The following is a 17,402-nucleotide window of genomic DNA, read 5'->3' on the forward strand; positions in this document are numbered from 1 at the left end:
AGTGATCCTTCGCGCCGCGCCTCAGCTCAAAAACACCCTCTCAAACGCCTGCTTGCCCGGCGGGGAGAAAATGACGGCACGGCTGTCCTTTTCGCGGCGCGCCCATTTCTCGGCGAGGATCTTGTCGAGGATGGCGGCGCCCAGCGTGCCGGCGAGGTGCGAGCGCCGCACGCTCCAGTCGAGGCAGGCGCGGCAGACAGGCCGCCGCGGCTTGGTGTAAACATCGATGCCGATGGCGGCGAAGTGCGAGGCCGCCGACGGCGCGAGGCTGATCTCGTTGTTGTCTCGGACCAGCACGTTTTTTGCGACAAGGCGGTCGAGCATTGCCACTGCCTGTTCGCCGGCAAGGTGGTCATAGCAAACGCGCGCCACGCGCATCGCCGTGTCGCGCGGGCCCGGCCGCACACGCCTGGGGCCGACGGCTTCCGCAACGCCGATAATGGACTCGATCATGCCAGCCACCTGTGGACCGGCGAGGCCGTAGTAGCGATGCCGCCCCTGGCTTGCCAATGTCAGCAGGCCGCCCTCCATCAGTTTCGACAGGTGCGAACTGGCTGTTGGCAGCGACACGCCTGCTTCGAGCGCCAGCTCGCTCGCGGTCAGCGCGGTGCCGCCCATCAGTGCGGTCAGCATGTTTGCCCGCGCCGGATCACCGACCAGGCTGGCGATGCGGGCAATGTCAGGTCCTTCACGCATAGTTCGTTCCTCATCGAAGCGTTCTTGTCAGATAACCATTATTCTCCGTGCAGATCAAGGAGACGACGATGACAACCGCTTCCACCTCCGCACCGTCCGAGAGCCAATCATTCCTGTTCGTCACCTGGTTCCGCTCGCGGCTGCTGGCCCGGTGGTATGAGCGCCACCTGCAGCGCCGCGACCTCGCCGAGATCGACGATCATCTGCTGCGCGACCTTGGTCTCACTCCAGAAGACGTGCGTCGCGAATGCGCGAAGTCCTTCTGGCGGGCATGACCAGCCAGGGAATTGCCTAGCAGATCCACTCACCGGATGCTTCGACGCCGCTCGAATTGTCGACGCAAGACACCTCAAGGAGACGACCATGACCATCACCTGCTTCATCCGCTACGAGATCGACCCGTTCGGCAAGGCGGCGTTCGAGGAATATGCCCGCAACTGGGGCCAGGCCATTCCGCGCTGCGGCGCCGACCTGATCGGCTATTTCGCGCCGCATGAGGGCTCGGCGACCACTGCCTATGCTGCCTACAACATCGAAAGCCTGGCCGCCTACGAAGCCTATCGCGCACGACTTGCCGCCGATCCCGCCGGCAAGGCAAACTACGAGTTCGCCCGCCGCGAAAGATTCATCCTCAAGGAGGATCGCATGTTCCTGAAACTGGCTTCCGGCCCACACGCCCCTCTGGTGAAAACATGATTGCCGTCATCTTCGAGGTCGATCCGGCGGCGGGCAGACGCGACGCCTATCTCGCCATCGCCGCCGAACTGCGGCCACTGCTCGACGGCATCGACGGGTTTGTCTCGATCGAGCGCTTCCAGAGCCTGGTTGACCCGAACCGCATCCTGTCCCTGTCGTTCTGGCGCGACGAGGACGCGGTGAAGGCCTGGCGAAACACCGAGGAGCACCGGCAGGCGCAGCAGGCCGGCCGGGGCGGCATCTTTGCCGGATATAGGCTGCGCATCGCGCATGTCGTTCGCGATTACGGGCTGACTGAGAGGGCAGAGGCGCCAGCGGATAGCCGGGCGGTGAATGGGTGAGGGGCTCTTCCTTCTCACCCTGTGGGAGAAGGTGACCGAGCGAAGCCAGGTCGGGTGAGGGGTGTTCCAGAAAACACCAACGCCTCATTCCTTCCAGCACCCCTCAACCGTCTCGGCGCCGCGCGCCGATCCACCTTCTCCCACAAGGGGAGAAGGAAAAACCCCGCTCAAGCATTGCCGATCAGCACGCCGGCCGCGAACACAAGCGCGCCGCCCAGCACCACCTGGAAGGCGGCTCGCCAGAAGGGGGTCTGCATGTAGCGGTTCTGGACGAAGGCGATGGCCCAGAGTTCGAAGAACACCACCACGGCCGCAACGGCTGTCGCTGTCCAGAAATGCGAGATGAGGTAAGGCAGCGCGTGGCCGAGGCCGCCCAGGGTGGTCATGATGCCGACGGTCAGGCCGCGCTTGAGTGGCGAGCCGCGGCCGGACAATTTACCGTCGTCGGAAGCGACTTCGGTGAAGCCCATCGAGATGCCGGCGCCGATCGAGGCGGCAAGACCGACAAGCAGTGTCTGCCAGGTGTCATGCGTGGCAAAGGCGGCGGCGAAGATCGGCGCCAGCGTCGACACCGATCCGTCCATCAGTCCGGCCAGCCCGGGCTGCACATAGGTCAGGATGAACTGGCGCTGCTCGGCGGTGGCCTCCTCCTCCTTGACGGCGCCCGGCACATGTTTCTGTTCCAGCCGCTGGGCCAGCGTCTCATGGCCCTGCTCGGCAATGGCCAGATCATCAAGCAGTTTTCGCGTCGAGGCGTCGGTGGTGCGCTTTGCGGCCTCGACGTAGAACAGATAGGCGCGCCGCTCCATCGCCTCGGCCTGGCTGCGCACATGCTCGATGCCCAAGGGCTTGACCAGCCAGTCGGGCTTGCGCTCGAAATAGCCCTTTACATGCTCGCGCCGGATCAATGGAATCCGCTCGCCGAAACGCTTGCGAAAGAGCTCGATCAGCGCATCGCGGTGGCCGTCCTCCTCCTCGGCCATGTCCTCGAACACTTTCGCCGATTGCGGAAAACTCTCCAACAGCCCGTCGGCATAGGCGCGGTAGATGCGCCCGTCATCCTCCTCGGACGAGATGGCAAGCGCCAGGATCTCCTGTTCCGAGAGCGATTCGAAGGGGCGGCGGCCGAAGCCGAAAACACGGGAAAGCATGAGGAATTCACCCTAGTTTAGAATAGTTCTAAACTAGGGTTTGACGCTGGCTTGGTCAATCGCACTGTTGGGTCAGGTCAAGAATTGTTGAAGCCGGAACGCCCCGCACGCCCCTTCACTATCGCTGAATGTTTACCTATATTGGTGAACTCCAGCCAAGAAGAAGGAATTCGCAGATGCCGGCAAAACCGCATGAAGAAGCATTTGATGCGAAGCCCGTTCTCGATCTCATCGCCAGTATCGAGGCCGACCTGCAGCGCCTGAAAGGCCTGGTCGAACAGCGGGTCGAGAAATTCGACCCCGCCAATCCCCACAACAAGGCTCCCGACGGCAAACTGACGGAGGAGGGCGCCGAGTGCTGCTACCGGATGTTCGACGAAGGCAAGTCGCGCTACACGGTCGCCCAGCAGATGAAGATCTCCTTTGCCGCCGCCACGCACCGCTTCAACAACTGGCGCAAGCTGGGTGGGACGAAGCGGCAGCGCGCGCTATTGGGATGAGGAACGGTCCGCAGGGAGACCAATAACCAGCCTCGGCGCCGCCCCTCATTGCCCTGCCGGGCATTTCTCCCCGTATAGTGACGGGGAGAAAGTAGCCGGTCGCAATGCCAGCGCCATTCTGCAACGCAGAAAATTGGCGAAACCATCGGCAACAGCGACCCTCTCCCCGTCACTATATGGGAGAGGATGCCGGCAGGCAGGTGAGGGGCAGCGCCGACCGTGGTCATCACCGCCCAGACTTTGTAACCGTCACATTTTTTCGTTGGCGTCGCGCGGCCCTTTCCGTGCACCATGGGGATCGCATCTCCGCAGGATCCACCATGACCACGCCTCCCGGCATTGCCGACATCCACCGTGCCGCAGCCCGGCTTTCCGGCCTGATCGTCGAAACACCGCTGATTGAATCGCCGGAACTCAACAAGCGCTTCGGCGCCAGGATCCTGTTCAAGCCGGAGACGCTGCAGCGCACCGGTTCGTTCAAGTTTCGCGGCGCCTACAACAAGCTGTCGTCGCTGAGCGAAGAGGAACGCGGCCATGGCGTCGTCGCCTTCTCGTCGGGCAACCATGCGCAAGGCGTCGCCGCCTCGGCGGCAATGTTCGGCGTCAAGGCCGTCATCGCCATGCCGGCCGACGCGCCGGCGATGAAGATCGGCAATGTCCGCAAGATGGGCGCGGAGGTGGTCCCGTTCGACCGCTTTCGCGATGACCGCATGACCGTCGTTCGCCCTTACATGGAACAGGGCATGGTGCTGGTTCCGCCCTTCGACGACGCGGCGATCATCGCCGGCCAGGGCACGATTGGCCTCGAGCTGATGCGCCAGGCAAAAGCACTTGGGGTAAGCGTCGACGCGGTGGTGGTGCCCTGTGGTGGCGGCGGCCTGACCAGCGGCATTTCCGTCGCGGTCAAGGACGCTTCGCCCGGCACAGCCGTCTGGGCGGTGGAGCCCGAGCATTTCGACGACACGCGTCGATCTCTGGCCAAGGGCGCCCGGGTTTCGAACGAACCGGGTCACAATTCGATCTGCGACGCGATCCTGACCGCCGAGCCGGGCGTTATCACCTTCGAGATCAACCGCAGGAACCTCGCCGGCGGCATCGCCGTATCCGACAAGGCGACCGAACAGGCGGTGCGCGACGCCATGGCCTATCTCAAGCTGGTGGTCGAGCCCGGTGGCTGCGTCGGGCTGGCAGCACTTTCGTCGGGCGAGATCGAGCTATCGGGCAAATGCGTCGTCGTGGTGCTGTCGGGCGGCAATGTCGACTACAATACCTACGCGCGGATCATGGCAGCCGCCTAGAGCATGATCCCGAAAAGTGGAATCCGGTTTTCTCGGACAAACGGACCCCGTTTGTCCAGAGATCATGCTAAAACAAAGAGATAGAGCCCCATCCCGATGCCATCGGGATGGAACAGGCTCTAGGTTGACAGGCTAATCCAGCGTCCGGCGAAACCGCAGCAGCGCCGTGCCGGCGAACACCACCACGAACAGCACCAGCCAGGCGATCTCGCCGCCGATCGCACTGAAGTCGGCCCCCTTCAGCATCACCGCGCGGGTGATGCGCAGGAAGTGCGTGAGCGGAAAGATTTCGCCGAGGACCTGGGCCCAGCCCGGCATGCCGCGATAGGGGAACATGAAGCCGGACAGGAGCAGCGACGGCAGGAAGAAGAAGAAGGTCAGCTGCATTGCCTGCATCTGCGTGCGTGCCATGGTCGAGATCGTGTAGCCGAGCAGCACCAACGAAAGCACGAAGACCAGCACCGCCGACAGGAGAAGCGTCAGCGATCCGACGAAGGGGATGGCGAACAACAGCTTTGCCGCCACCAGCACCACCGCCACCTGCACCGCGCCGACCACGAGGAAAGGCAGCACCTTGCCCAGCATGATCTCGGCGGGGCTCGCCGGCATCGCCAGGAGGTTCTCCATCGTGCCGCGCTCGGTCTCGCGCGTCAGCGCCATGGCCGTCATCATCACCATGGTCATCTGCAGGATGACGCCGAGCAGGCCAGGCACGATGTTATATTGCGAGATGCCCTCGGGGTTGTAGCGCTGGTGAACCACCACCTGCAACTGCCCCTTGGCGTTTTCGGCGGCTGTCTCCTGCATGCCCTGCGCCCGCAGCAGCGCTTGGCTGGCGACCGTGCTCAACGTCGAGACGGCGCCGCTCGCCGCCGACGGATCGGTGGCGTCGGCTTCGATCAGGATCTGCGGGCTGTCGCCGCGCTCGACCCGCCTGGCGAAATCGGCGGGGATGGTGACGACGAAGGAGACGGCGCCCTTGGCCATCAGCGCTTCCGCCTCTTCGGCACTGTGAGCGACATAGTCGAACCGGTAGTAGCCGGTCACCTGCAAGGCGGAGACCATGGCGCGTGTGTACTGGTCGTTGCTCATGGCCACGAGCGCCGCCGGCAGGCTCTTTGGGTCGCTGTTGATGGCAAAGCCGAACAGCACCAATTGCATCAGCGGCACGCCCAACATCATGGCGAAGGTGATGCGGTCGCGCCGCATCTGGATGAATTCCTTGATCAGCAGCGCACCAAGCCTGGCGAAGGAGAAAATGGCGTTCATCCAGGATTATCCTTGGCCGGACTATCCTTGGCCATATTGTCCTTCGAGCCGGCCATGAACTGGATGAAGACATCCTCCAGGCTGGTTTCACCAGGCGTCACCGTCACACCCTCATGCTCCTTCTCGACATCGGCGAGCGCTGCTTCAAGTGCTGCCTTGTCGGAACCGACGACGTGCAATGTCGCGCCGAACGGCGCCACCTGGTCGACACCGGCACGGCCTTCCAGGGCCGCCGAGACCCGGTCGAGACGCGGCCCCTGCACGACGTAGGTCGTCAGCCCGGCATTCCTGACCACCTCCGCGACCGTGCCACTGGCCAGCATCTTGCCGTAGGAAATATAGCTGATGCGATGGCAGCGTTCGGCCTCGTCCATGTAGTGGGTGGAGACCAGGACCGTCAGCCCGCCACGGGCCAGCCGATGGATCTCGTCCCAGAATTCACGCCTGGCCTTGGGGTCGACGCCCGCCGTCGGCTCGTCGAGCAACAGCAGCTTCGGCTTGTGCATGATGCAGGCGGCCAGCGCCAGCCGCTGTTTCCAGCCGCCGGAGAGCGTGCCGGCCAGCTGGTTCCGGCGCGAGGTCAGGCCGAGTTCCTCCAGCGTCCTGTCGACGTAGTCACCAACCGGCTTCAGCTGGTAGAGCCGCGCCACGAATTCGAGATTCTCGCCAATCGTCAGGTCCTCGTAGAACGAGAATTTCTGCGTCATGTAGCCGACCTCGAGCTTGATCTTCAGGCTGTCGGTGCGGATGTTGAAACCGAGCACGGTGCCTTCGCCCTCGTCCGGCGTCAGCAGGCCGCACATGATGCGGATGGTGGTGGTTTTTCCCGAGCCGTTCGGGCCGAGGAAGCCGACGATCTCACCTTCGGCCACCGACATCGTCACGTGGTCGACGACGGTCTTGTCGCCAAAGCGCTTGACCAGGCCGTGGACGTCGATCGCATTCATTTATTGAGATCCGCGAGATCGACGTCGACGATCTGGCCAGGCTGCAGCACACCCTTGTCACCCTCCGGCCGCGCCTCGACCAGATAGACCAGCTTCTGCCGGTTCTCGAGCGAGTAGATGACCGGCGGCGTGAACTCCGGATCCGGCGAGACATAGCTGACGCGCGCCTTGAGACCGTCTCCGCAGCCATCGCAACGGACGCTGAGCATCGTGCCGATCTTCACCGACGAGAACGCGCTTTCGGGTATGTAGACGCTGAGCTTCACCGCGCCGTCCGGCAGCATGGAGATCACCGGCGCGGTCGGCCCCGCCGTGTCGCCGGGATTACGGATGACATCATTGACGCGGCCGGGTGACGGCGCGGCAAGCGAGCGCTTCGACAGCCGCCATTGCGCCTGTTCCAGCGCCGACTGCGTCTGCTTGACCTGATTGTCGGCGGCCTTGATCGTCTCGGGGCGTGCCGGCAGGCCACCGACGGCGAGATTGGCCTCGGCCTGGCCAACCTGTGCATCGGCCGTCTCCAGCGTCGCCGAGGCCGTGTCGTTGTCGGCCTGCGTGCCGGCGCCTCGCTTGAACAGGTCGCTGGCTCGGTCGAATTTGCGCTTGGCGTCAGCCGCCTGCGCCTTGGCCATGTCCACCGCTGCCTTCAGCGCCGCGATCTCTTCCGGCCGCTTGCCCACCTGCAGGTCGGCGAGTTGCGCCTGCGCCTGCGCGAGCGCCGCTTCGGCCTGAGCCACGGCAATCCTGGCGTCGGCATCTTCCAGTGTCGCCACCGGCGTGCCCGGCATGACGCGATCGCCACGCTTCACCGACACCGTCTCGACCTGCGCCACTTCGATCGGGGCGAGCAGCACGTAGTCGCCCTCGACATAGCCGACAGCGAGCGGTGCCTGCGAACAGGCGCTGAAAAGCTGAACGGCAAGCGGTAGAGAACAGAGGAAACTCATGGCTCTATCCCTTCCTGGCGGCCAGGATGGCGCCGAGATTGTCCGTCACCGCCGCCGCGATCTTGCTTGCCTCGGCATCGCCGATTACCTGCCAGCCCATGCGACGCATCACTGCTTCGCGGCCAATACGGAAATAGATGACCTGGCCGATGAGCGTGAACACCGTGAGCCGGGTCGCCTCGCTTTCGGCCGGCTCGCCGGTCGCCTGTTCCCAGATCAGACAGAGCCGTTGATGCGTCGGCTCGAACACGCCCTGGTAGATGCGATCGAGCGCCGCGGTCGGGTGCGAGAGTTCACGCAGCACGAACTGCACGATCGCGCCTGCCCGCGGGCTTGCGACAACGAAACCCACCATGTGCTCCAGGGCCATGAACAGCTGCGCTTGCGCCGCCTCGCGACTGGATGTTCCCGCCGCCAGTGGTGGCAGATCGCCAATTGCCTGCCCGGCGATCTCCTGCATCGTCTCGACAATGTAGTCGGCTGTGGCGATGCGAAGCCCTTCCTTGCCGCCGAAATGATAGGCGATCGACCCTATATTGGCCTTGGCCTCGGCCGCGATCTCGCGTGTCGAGGTGCCGTCAAAACCCTGCTGACCGAAGAGCCTGAGCGCGGCCTGGACAAGCGCCGCACGCGTCGTTTCGGCGGGAGATTGCACCGTTTCCGGCAGTCGAACCCCAGCACTTTCTGTCTTGCTCATGTGCGGTTTTTAATCAATCGAATGATTAAAGTCAATCCAACCAGGCCATCTCCGACTTGCCATCTGCGGCCGCGCGCGCTTTAGTGCCGGCCCATGGCAAAGGAAATCGAGCGCAAATTCCTGGTCTCCGGCATTGCATGGCGGACTCTGGCAGAGGCGGATATCCGCATCCGCCAGTTCTATCTTGCCGCCGCGCCTGGTCGCACGGTGCGCGTGCGCATCAGCGATGGCGCGTCAGCCAAGCTGACGCTGAAATTTGGCAGCAAGGCCCGCGAGCGCGACGAATTCGAATATGTGATCCCGCTGGCCGAGGCCGAGGAGATGCTGGCTTTCGCCGTCGGGCGTGTCATCGAGAAGACACGCCACCATGTTAGGCATGGCGGCTACCTTTATGAAGTCGATGTTTTCGGCGGCGCGCTTGCAGGGCTTGTGGTCGCCGAGCTTGAGACGCCGGACGACGTACCGGACGAAATGCTGCCAGACTGGCTCGGCCGCGAAGTGACCGGCGAGTCAAGATATTACAACGCGTCGCTCGCCCTCGGGGGGATTCCGGAGATCGCCGCATGAGCTTCCGCATTGATCCGCGCCTTCCGCTGACCGGCGAGGTCAGGCGTATCCTCGCCGAGGAAATCGGCAAGGCGCTCGTCCATCTTGACGCGGCACTTGGCCAGCCGGAACAGGCGCTGCACAAATGCCGCAAGCGGCTGAAGAATGTGCGTGCCTTGCTGCGCCTCGTTCGTTCCGGAGACGAAATATTCTTCGTCGCCGAAAACCAGTGTTACCGTGATGTGGCGGGACTGCTTGCCGGGCCGCGTGAAGCGACGGCGCTGATCGAGACCGTCGACCGGCTGGCGGCGGATTTCCCAGAACATTGCGCCGATGGCGGGCTGAACGTGGTGCGCGAGCGGCTCGTCGCACGCCAGCAGGCGCTTCATGCCGGCGCCGATCTCGCCGCGACGATCGATACCGCGATCGCCGCCTGCGAGGCCGGCAGGAGCCGCATCGGTACGCTTGCCCTCCCCGATCTGCCCGAGCAGGCCGCTGACATATTGGCTGAAGGCGCCCGCCTCACCCTGCGTCGCGCCAGGAAGGCCCTGGGCAGAGCGGGGTCGCGTGGCGACGCCGACGATTTCCACGATCTGCGCAAGGCAGCCAAGACCCACGGCATGCATCTGTCGCTGCTTGGACGGCTTTGGCCGACGCCGATCAAGGCCAGGCGCAAGGCGGTTGACGAACTCGGCGAAAGACTGGGTGAGCTGCATGATGTGCTGGTCATGCGCGCCCTTCTCGACGCGGAGGACTGGCCGCTCGGGCCGCCGAAGGAGACGCGGCTTCTTGCCAAGCTGCTGAAGCGCTCGGAAAAGCATTTGAAGAAAACATGCCTCGCCGAGGCCGCCGACCTGTTCGGGGACAGCCCCAAGCGGTCGACAAGGAAACTTGCCCGCAAGGCGCGCGACGATCTGGCTGGTGCGGCAAGGCATGAAGAGGATGCGCCAGCCGCTGCCTGATCGCTGTCGCAGGCCAAAGTGAAGCGCCTGAGGCCCACGGGCAAAACCCGTCGATCAGCCTCTAGATAAGCCCTGCCTTGCGCACGGCATCGGCATAGGACCGGCTGACCGGGAGCAGCACGCTCTCTCCCAGTTTCAGGAACAGCTTGCCGTCCTTGCGCCGGTTGCCGGTGACGGCATCCAGCGCCACCCAATGCGAGCGGTGGATTTGCAGGCCGGGGATGTCGCCGGCCTCGCGGATGGCGTCGGCAAGCCGCATCAGGACGAGCGTCGTCCCCTTGTCTGTATGCACTTCGACGTAGTGATCTTGCATCGACAGATAGGCGAGCTTTCCGCGTATGGCATGCGGCAGCCGGTCGTTCAGAGCCGATCGCGCGGATTGCGACGGAGGCGATACCGAAGGTGGGAATTGATCGAGCGCATCCTGCTTCGCATCATTGCCGGCGAGCTCGTCGGCCGGTGCACCGTCACTGGCAGGGACGTTTCGCGCACCTCTGCCGGCCAGAGTGGAAAGGAAGGAAATCGCCGCCGCTATCAGACTGCAGTTGACGAAGAGTCTTGCAACCTCGGCCACTGGCGGAACAGGGCCGCCGAACAGCGCGTGGTTGAACAGCAACACGACCAGCGTCACCGGCACCCCCGCCGCGATGCCGGCAACCACGGTGCGGACCGGCTGCGCGCCGGCATTGCCGAAGACGATACCAAGCGTCAGCCTCATGGCCAGATGGCCGGCGATAAAAGTGACCAGGGCCAGCGCCAGCCAGTAGGCGAAGCGCGGCAGAAGCTCGAGCTGCTGGTAGGTCCCGAACGGCCCGGTGAGGCCAAGGATCGCCGACACGGCCGCAAGCGCGCCCCAGAAGCGCGGCGAGAACAGCAAAGCCTGCATTTCGCGAAGCGTGGAATGCAACAGCGTGTCTTTCACGTAGCCGTCCGTCCCTTGCCGAAGACGCGTTTGATACCCCGGCTCCGCGCCGCCATGGTGCCGGGCGAACCCGCCAAGCCGATACCGCGCCGGCGGCAACCCTTCAACATCGCACGGAGATGCGCAATGTCCCTTCAACTTGTCCGCCGCTGCCGGAAGGCCTTGACGGGCAAGCTGGCCCTTCCCGTTCTTGCCGCGGGCCTCATCCTGGCTTCCGGCGGCGGTGCGCTGGCCGCCGAGACCCATGTCCCCAGCCTGAACAGCATACTTTCCCACACGCCGGTCTGGGTGTGGCCGCTGATCCTCTACGGCCTGTTCATCGGCTGGAACCGGACCAGGGCCCGCATCGTGGCGCCGCGCCGGCTTTTCGTCATGCCTGCGCTCATCACCGGTCTTGCTCTCTACAACCTGGCCTCGTCCGGTATCTCAGTCAGCGGACTGCTCGGTTTCGCCTGCGGCGCCGTGGCTGGCGCCTTGACCGGCATCGCGGTTGCGCGTCGCCGCCCCGCCAAGATGCTCGCCGACGGCCGGCTGGCGCTGCAGGGCGATTGGGTGCCGCTGGTCCTCATCGTCGCCATCATCGTCATCCGCTATGCCAAGGGCGTCGCCCTGGGCGTGGACCCCGCACTGGCTGAGATCCCCAGCTTCATTCTGGCGAGCGCCTTCCTGTCGGGTTTCTTCGCCGCAATGATGATTGCCCGCACAGTCGGCGTCCTTCCTTCGGGTTTCTTTCGCAACGAAGCGCGGAAGTCGGATGGCGTCGCCAACCCCCTGTAGATGTGTCCGACCGGATAGGGACTACAGCTTCCCCTCCTCGTCCGTCGCGGTGCCGACCGATTTGACAGATGCCGCGCGCACATCCGAGGGCGTCGCGTCGTAGCGGCGGCGGAATGCCCGGTTGAAATAGGAGAGGTCGTTGAAGCCGGCCTCGTAGGCAATGTCCGTGATGCTGCGGCCGGCATGGCTGATATCGCCGAGCATGCGATGCGCGCGGACCAGCCGCTGGCGCAGCATGAAATCCGACAGCGAGGTGCCCTCACTCTCGAACAGCTTGCGCACATAGCGCGACGATAGCCGGTGGCGGGTGGCGACATCCTCGGCCGACAGGTCGACATGCCCGCCATGGGCGATGATGTCGGCCTTGATGGCGCGCAACCGGGCGACACGCACGCCGCGCCCTCGCGCAATCTCGGCCGCGTCTCTTGTCGCGCCCAAGGCGAGCGCGGTGAGGTCGAAGATATGTGTCGCCGCAAGGTGCCAAGTCTCGGGCGTCAACGTATCACCGACCTCGTGGATCGACTGGACATAGTCGAGCAACAGCCGCATCGCCCCGGCATCGGTCTGCAAGGGACGCATCAGCACGGATGCCGGATCGCCGATCAGCGGCGAAAGCTGCTTCAGCGAGAAGCTCATATTGACGAAGCGAATGCCGCCGGGACCAATCAGGTTGAGGCCAACTTCTTCGCCGCTCATCATCAGCGCACGGCCGTTGCCGACCGGCTCCTCGCGGCCACGGTGCTTCATCACGCTGGTTCCGTCGAGCAGCGCCAGCAGGATCAGGTCGTCACTGTCGATCAGCGACGTCGAGCGATGAACCCTGAATTCCGAAGAACTGCCGGTGGCGATGCCGAGGCCGGGCAGCGCGCGCACCCGCATGTCGACCTCAGCGGGTGCGAGAGGATCAAGGTCTACTTTCAGCACCGTGCGGCCATAGACCTCACGCGTGATCTCGACACGATCCCGCTCCGGAACCATGTCGGTCGTCAATCGAAACGAAGCAGACGGCCCCATCGTCGAAGTCATCGGCACCCCCATGCCCAGGAGGTCGCTGATATGCGCCGAGGCCCCTGAAACGTCAATACAGGACCGTTTTGGCTGTGTTTGGGGCCGTTTTGTCCAAGCCGGCCGCTTTTGCCAGACCTAGTTTGCGTCGCGCTTCCGAACCCGGAACCGCGTGGGGGCAAGACAGCGGCGATCATCGCGACCTGAAGCGGGCGCCGCTGTCTGGATATGAGGACCTACATGAGGAAGAGAATTTTCCTGGCGCTGACCATCGCGTTGGCCGGATGCCAGACGGGCCAGATCGAGGCTGAACCATCGCCGGTCCCCAGCGCGGGCAACAGCAAGAAGATCCAGCACAAGGTGACGAAAAAGGAAGCGGCTTGCGCCGAGGCCGCCCAGAAGGCGGCGCGGGCGCAGACCAATGCGGCCCTGCTTGGCGGCGTTCTGTCGGCGGCGGGGGGCCTTGGCGGTCTGGCTGGCAATGGTGGGGTCATTGCCGGCCAGGCCGCCTCGATCGGTGGCTCCGTGCTGCAGTCGCAGGCCACAAGCACGGCCCGGGCCGGCATGGCGGAGAACTGCTATGGTTGATTTCCTGGCGACAATATGCCGGGTGGGCGCGCTCATACTGGTTCTCGGCATCATATTTCCAACCTCCCGGGCCATGGCGCTGACCTCGCGCGACGCCTCCGCCGTCGTGGGCCTGATCGCGGCTCTTCAGCCTGAATTTGGTCAGTTCGCCTATGATGAGGAGATCGCCGCCGACTGGTACGAACGCGACGCGGCCGACAAGGGGCTGATCGCCGCCGCCGGCTTTACCGCCGAAAGCTGGGAGGTCGCGCTGGGCGAGACCGTGCGCGGGTTCCTGGCCACCATCCCGATCGCGGAACTCGATCCGATCTTCGGCAGGATGAAGAAGGCGATTTCCGACATGGAGGAGCTAAGCGACACGCAGAAGGGTGAAACGATCTCTGCCATCGACGAACAGATCGACGCCCTGATGGTGTTGCGTGCCGAGGGCCGTCCCTTCGTGGATATCGTGAGACCCCTGACACCAAGGATCCGCGGTCTCATCCTCGATCCGACGATCCGACAGCAATAGCATGTTGTTCGACGGTTCGGCGTCGGGTCATCTATCCTGGCTACGGATCACTCGCTGTTGTCGACCACCTTGCGCCGCTGCAACGCCCGCGCAACCAGCCAGCACAGCATTGCCCATGTGAAGCCGGCGCACCAGCCGGCCAGGACATCGGACGGCCAATGGACACCGAGATAGATGCGGCTGACGCCGACCAGCACCGTTGTCAGGACGGCGAGCGACAAAACATAGATCTTGGTCGTTCGCCCATGCAGGAAGCGGGCCGCGAGCGAACCCAGCGTCAGATAGGTCACCGCCGACAGCATGGCGTGGCCGCTCGGGAAGGACAGCGAGGTCTCGGTCACCAGATGCGAAACGAGTTCCGGGCGCGGCCGGTCGATCCCAACCTTCAGCAGGCTCGACAGCACCTGGCCGCCCGCCACCGCCACGAACATGAAAAGCGCCATTCCCCACCGACGCACCAGCAGCAGATAGATGATCACCGCCGCTGTGATCAGCACGAGCACACTGGCGCTGCCGAGGCTGGTGACGTCGCGCATGGCGCCTTCCAGCCATGGCGGGCCAATCGGATTGTTGGGCTGGCCCGGCTCGCGGAAGGCGAGCAGGATTTCGGTGTCGAAGGTATGCGGCGTGGTGGCCCGCGCCAGTTCCACCAGCTCCACGAAACCCCACAGCCCGCCGGCAATGACCAGCCCGGCCAGCAACGCGGGAAATTCGATCCAGTTGGACAGTGCGCGAGTGGCGGTCTTCATAGGGCTGGTCGTCCTACAATCGTCCTTGCAGATAGGGCCCGAGCGTGATCAGCGCCACCGCCGCGATAGCCAGCACGATGCCAGTTGCCTGCAGCGCGTTGACGCGCTCGCCGAAGAAGAGCAGCGCCACGACATTCACAGAAACAAGCTGGATGACCGCCGACAGGCTGAACGAAACGGACATGCCGAATTCGCGGATCAGCCTCAGCATGATCAGATTGCCCAGCGAATAAAGCGCCAGTGTCAGTACGATCTTGCCCAGGCTCGGCGCCAGCCCCCATTGCTTTGCCGCCGTGGCAGCCAGCAGGAAGATGACGGTTGAGATACCGAGCTGCAGCAATCCGGAAAAACTCACTTTTTGCCCCTCAATGACCCTTTTGGGAGTCCTTGTTTCCGAACCGTGCCGGAACGTCAAGCAACGTCCATCGGGCCAAGATCCAGGTGCCAGCAGACCGCGACCGAATGCTGAAATTTGCGGCTTGCCCACGGAATGCCGGTCGCGGTTGAAAGAACCCGGCGCTGTCACGAAAATGTGATCGGTCGATTATAAGGAGTTGAACAGGCACCCCCCGCTCCAGCCACTCAAAAGCCAGAGGCAAGCCTATGACCGAAGATCGCGCCCCCGACACAAGATTCCGCACCAGCCTGCTCGAGGAAAACGAAGGCGCGGGCACCAACCCGACCGACAACCGCACCATGGGCGAGATCATCGCCGCGCGGTTCTCGCGCCGGGGCTTCCTGAGGGGTTCCCTCGCCGTCGCGGCCATCGCCGCCACCGTCAGCCCGCTGGCGCTTGTTGCCGCCGACGATGCTCGCGCGGCCGAAGGCTCGGCCTTCAAATTCGACGAACTCGAAGCCGGCATCGACGACAAGCATCATGTCGCGCCGGGCTATGATGCCGATGTGCTGTTGCGCTGGGGCGATCCGCTGTTTGCCGACTCACCGGAATTCGACCCGACGAAGCAGTCGGCGCAGGCGCAGGCCAGGCAGTTCGGCTACAACAACGACTATGTCGGCTACATCCCGATCGGCGGTTCGGCCGAGCACGGCATGCTGGTCGTCAACCACGAATACACCAACCCGCATTTGATGTTCCCGGGCATCGTGAAGATCGTCGAAAAGGACGGCAAGACGTCGGCCGAACTCGCCCCGCTCAGCAAGGAGCAGGTCGATGTCGAGATGGCGGCGCATGGCGGCACCATCGTCGAGATCCGCAAGGTGTCAGGCAAATGGCAGGTGGTGCGCGACGGCAAGTTTAATCGCCGCATCACCTCCAACACCGAAATGGCGCTCTCGGGCCCAGTCGCCGGCCACGACCGCGTCAAGACCAACGCCGATCCGTCCGGCACCAAGGTGTTCGGCACCGTCAACAATTGCGCCGGCGGCGTCACGCCGTGGGGCACCTATGTGATGGCCGAGGAAAACATCCATGGCTATTTCTCCGGCGACCTGCCCGAGAGCCACAAGGAAGCCGCCAACTACAAGCGTCTCGGCATTCCCGAAGGCGCCTATGAATGGGCGGCGCACTATGATCGCTTCAACCTCGCCAAGGAGCCTAATGAGCCCAACCGCTTTGGCTGGATCGTCGAGGTCGACGTCGACGATCCGACATCCGTGCCGAAGAAGCGCACTGCCATGGGCCGTTTCAAGCATGAGGGCGCCGAATCGATCGTCGCCAGGGATGGCCGTGTCGTCTTCTATCTCGGCGACGATGAGCGCTTCGACTATGTCTACAAGTTCGTCACCAAGGGCACCTTCAACACCAACGATCGCGCGGCCAACAAGGACCTGCTCGACGACGGCACGCTGCATGTCGCCAGGTTCGCCGAGGACGGCACGGTGGAATGGCTGCCGATCGTCTTCGGCCAGGGACCGCTGACCGCCGAGAACGGCTTTACCAGCCAGGCCGACGTGCTGATCGAGACGCGGCGTGCCGCCGACCTGCTCGGCGCCACCAAGATGGACCGGCCCGAGGACATCCAGCCCAATGCCGTCAACGGCAAGGTCTATGTCATGCTGACCAACAATTCGAAGCGCAAGGCCGGCCAGGTCGATGCCGCCAACCCGCGCGCGGGGAATGCCTTCGGCCACATCATCGAGATCGCCGAGGACGGGGGTGATTTCGCGGCTGCCAAAGGCAAGTGGGAAGTGCTGCTGAAATGCGGTGACCCGGCCGTGGCCGATGTCGGCGCCACCTTCTCGACGGCAACAACGGCCAATGGCTGGTTCGGCATGCCCGACAACTGCGCCGTCGATTCGGCCGGGCGTCTGTGGGTCGCCACCGACGGCCAGGGCCCGAAAGCCACCGGCCGCACGGATGGCCTGTGGGCGGTGGATACGGAAGGGCCGGCGCGGGCAACCTCAAAGCTGTTCTTCCGCGTACCGATCGGCGCCGAAATGTGCGGCCCGCTGTTCGCACCGGATGACCAGACCGCCTTCGTCGCCGTCCAGCATCCTGGCGATGGCGGCGAGGACTGGGAAGCGTTCGGCCGCCCGTCCTACTATGAGGACCCGTCGACCCGCTGGCCCGACTTCAAGCAGGACATGCCGGTGCGGCCGGCGGTCGTCGCCATCACCAAGCAGGGCGGCGGCAAGATCGCGGTCTGATTGTCGAGGCTGGCGCCGCCCCTCATTGTCCTGCCGGACATTTCTCCCCGTATAGTGACGGGGAGAATGAGGCTGGTCGCGACGCTGGCACTCCCTGCAACGCTGGTCATTGGCGAACCATCGATGAGAGCGCCCTCTCCCCGTCACTATACGGGGAGAGGATGCCGGCAGGCAGGTGAGGGGCAGCACCACG

Annotated in this window: 21 protein-coding genes; 11 read left to right on the plus strand and 10 right to left on the minus strand. The window is 64.1% G+C overall.

The annotated features are described in order from the left end of the window. Positions 1-21: 21 nt before the first annotated feature. Positions 22-696, minus strand: a complete 675-nt coding sequence (locus LGH82_RS18230; RefSeq protein WP_227344064.1) for an ArsR/SmtB family transcription factor — start codon at positions 694-696, stop codon at positions 22-24. A gap of 68 nt (positions 697-764) precedes the next feature. On the opposite strand from LGH82_RS18230, the gene LGH82_RS18235 reads away from it, so the two are divergent. The 3 genes from LGH82_RS18235 to LGH82_RS18245 all read left to right on the plus strand — a co-directional run bounded on the left by LGH82_RS18235 (position 765) and on the right by LGH82_RS18245 (position 1,733). Beyond that, a complete protein-coding gene (locus LGH82_RS18235; RefSeq protein WP_227344065.1) occupies positions 765-971 on the plus strand; it encodes a DUF1127 domain-containing protein in 207 nt (68 codons plus the stop codon). Between the two features lie 88 nt (positions 972-1,059). After that, positions 1,060-1,392 carry an NIPSNAP family protein gene (locus tag LGH82_RS18240; RefSeq protein WP_227344066.1) on the plus strand — a complete coding sequence of 111 codons (333 nt, stop codon included), beginning with the start codon at positions 1,060-1,062 and terminating at the stop codon, positions 1,390-1,392. Next, on the plus strand, positions 1,389-1,733 hold the full coding sequence (locus LGH82_RS18245) for an antibiotic biosynthesis monooxygenase family protein (RefSeq protein WP_227344067.1): 345 nt from the start codon (positions 1,389-1,391) through the stop codon (positions 1,731-1,733). Before LGH82_RS18240 ends, LGH82_RS18245 begins: the two co-directional genes overlap by 4 nt. A gap of 167 nt (positions 1,734-1,900) precedes the next feature. Here the strand turns inward: LGH82_RS18245 and mbfA are convergent, their stop codons facing one another. Beyond that, positions 1,901-2,884: an iron exporter MbfA gene (gene mbfA / locus LGH82_RS18250; protein WP_227344068.1), complete on the minus strand. Its 984-nt coding sequence runs from the start codon at positions 2,882-2,884 to the stop codon at positions 1,901-1,903. A 176-nt stretch (positions 2,885-3,060) separates the two neighbouring features. On the opposite strand from mbfA, the gene LGH82_RS18255 reads away from it, so the two are divergent. Together LGH82_RS18255 and LGH82_RS18260 are read left to right on the plus strand one after the other, a co-directional pair. Then, complete coding sequence (locus LGH82_RS18255; protein WP_227344069.1) at positions 3,061-3,384, plus strand: hypothetical protein; 324 nt, start codon at positions 3,061-3,063, stop codon at positions 3,382-3,384. A gap of 320 nt (positions 3,385-3,704) precedes the next feature. Then, positions 3,705-4,682, plus strand: a complete 978-nt coding sequence (locus LGH82_RS18260) for a threonine/serine dehydratase (RefSeq protein WP_227344070.1) — start codon at positions 3,705-3,707, stop codon at positions 4,680-4,682. Between the two features lie 132 nt (positions 4,683-4,814). Here LGH82_RS18260 and LGH82_RS18265 read toward each other — a convergent pair whose 3' ends face one another. From LGH82_RS18265 to LGH82_RS18280, 4 genes are read right to left on the minus strand one after another with little or no spacing between them, the layout of a single operon-like run. Beyond that, the gene (locus LGH82_RS18265) at positions 4,815-5,951 is read right to left on the minus strand and encodes an ABC transporter permease (protein ID WP_227344071.1); all 1,137 of its coding nucleotides are present in this window, start codon (positions 5,949-5,951) and stop codon (positions 4,815-4,817) included. Beyond that, entirely contained in the window at positions 5,948-6,898 is a 951-nt protein-coding gene (locus tag LGH82_RS18270; RefSeq protein WP_227344072.1) for an ABC transporter ATP-binding protein, read from the minus strand. The genes LGH82_RS18265 and LGH82_RS18270 overlap by 4 nt, the downstream gene beginning before the upstream one ends. Continuing rightward, positions 6,895-7,845 carry an HlyD family secretion protein gene (locus tag LGH82_RS18275; protein WP_227344073.1) on the minus strand — a complete coding sequence of 317 codons (951 nt, stop codon included), beginning with the start codon at positions 7,843-7,845 and terminating at the stop codon, positions 6,895-6,897. The genes LGH82_RS18270 and LGH82_RS18275 overlap by 4 nt, the downstream gene beginning before the upstream one ends. Before the next feature lie 4 nt (positions 7,846-7,849). Further along, a complete protein-coding gene (locus LGH82_RS18280; protein WP_227344074.1) occupies positions 7,850-8,542 on the minus strand; it encodes a CerR family C-terminal domain-containing protein in 693 nt (230 codons plus the stop codon). Between the two features lie 93 nt (positions 8,543-8,635). Here LGH82_RS18280 and LGH82_RS18285 point away from each other — a divergent pair, with 93 nt between their 5' ends. Further along, positions 8,636-9,109, plus strand: coding sequence for a CYTH domain-containing protein (locus LGH82_RS18285; protein WP_227344075.1), 474 nt, complete (start codon positions 8,636-8,638; stop codon positions 9,107-9,109). Next, entirely contained in the window at positions 9,106-10,050 is a 945-nt protein-coding gene (locus LGH82_RS18290; protein WP_227344076.1) for a CHAD domain-containing protein, read from the plus strand. Before LGH82_RS18285 ends, LGH82_RS18290 begins: the two co-directional genes overlap by 4 nt. A 61-nt stretch (positions 10,051-10,111) precedes the next feature. Here the strand turns inward: LGH82_RS18290 and LGH82_RS18295 are convergent, their stop codons facing one another. Then, positions 10,112-10,972, minus strand: coding sequence for a LytTR family DNA-binding domain-containing protein (locus LGH82_RS18295; RefSeq protein ID WP_227344077.1), 861 nt, complete (start codon positions 10,970-10,972; stop codon positions 10,112-10,114). A gap of 126 nt (positions 10,973-11,098) precedes the next feature. Between LGH82_RS18295 and LGH82_RS18300 the strand changes: the two genes are divergently transcribed. Next, positions 11,099-11,749, plus strand: a complete 651-nt coding sequence (locus LGH82_RS18300; RefSeq protein WP_227344078.1) for a DUF6622 family protein — start codon at positions 11,099-11,101, stop codon at positions 11,747-11,749. A gap of 21 nt (positions 11,750-11,770) precedes the next feature. On the opposite strand, the gene LGH82_RS18305 is transcribed toward LGH82_RS18300, so the two are convergent. Then, on the minus strand, positions 11,771-12,775 hold the full coding sequence (locus LGH82_RS18305) for a helix-turn-helix transcriptional regulator (RefSeq protein ID WP_227344079.1): 1,005 nt from the start codon (positions 12,773-12,775) through the stop codon (positions 11,771-11,773). Positions 12,776-12,994: 219 nt separating this feature from the next. Here LGH82_RS18305 and LGH82_RS18310 point away from each other — a divergent pair, with 219 nt between their 5' ends. Both LGH82_RS18310 and LGH82_RS18315 read left to right on the plus strand, forming a co-directional pair. Then, positions 12,995-13,342, plus strand: a complete 348-nt coding sequence (locus LGH82_RS18310; RefSeq protein ID WP_227344080.1) for a hypothetical protein — start codon at positions 12,995-12,997, stop codon at positions 13,340-13,342. Beyond that, on the plus strand, positions 13,335-13,853 hold the full coding sequence (locus tag LGH82_RS18315; protein WP_227344081.1) for a hypothetical protein: 519 nt from the start codon (positions 13,335-13,337) through the stop codon (positions 13,851-13,853). The genes LGH82_RS18310 and LGH82_RS18315 overlap by 8 nt, the downstream gene beginning before the upstream one ends. 47 nt (positions 13,854-13,900) lie before the next feature. Here LGH82_RS18315 and LGH82_RS18320 read toward each other — a convergent pair whose 3' ends face one another. Then, the gene (locus tag LGH82_RS18320) at positions 13,901-14,602 is read right to left on the minus strand and encodes a phosphatase PAP2 family protein (RefSeq protein WP_227344082.1); all 702 of its coding nucleotides are present in this window, start codon (positions 14,600-14,602) and stop codon (positions 13,901-13,903) included. A 13-nt stretch (positions 14,603-14,615) separates the two neighbouring features. After that, positions 14,616-14,957 (minus strand): hypothetical protein, encoded by a 342-nt coding sequence (locus LGH82_RS18325; protein ID WP_227344083.1) that lies wholly within the window; start codon positions 14,955-14,957, stop codon positions 14,616-14,618. A gap of 248 nt (positions 14,958-15,205) precedes the next feature. Here LGH82_RS18325 and LGH82_RS18330 point away from each other — a divergent pair, with 248 nt between their 5' ends. After that, entirely contained in the window at positions 15,206-17,209 is a 2,004-nt protein-coding gene (locus LGH82_RS18330) for a PhoX family protein (protein ID WP_227344084.1), read from the plus strand. Positions 17,210-17,402: the final 193 nt, after the last annotated feature.

The sequence above is a fragment of the Mesorhizobium sp. PAMC28654 genome (genome assembly GCF_020616515.1).
GTDB lineage: Bacteria > Pseudomonadota > Alphaproteobacteria > Rhizobiales > Rhizobiaceae > Mesorhizobium.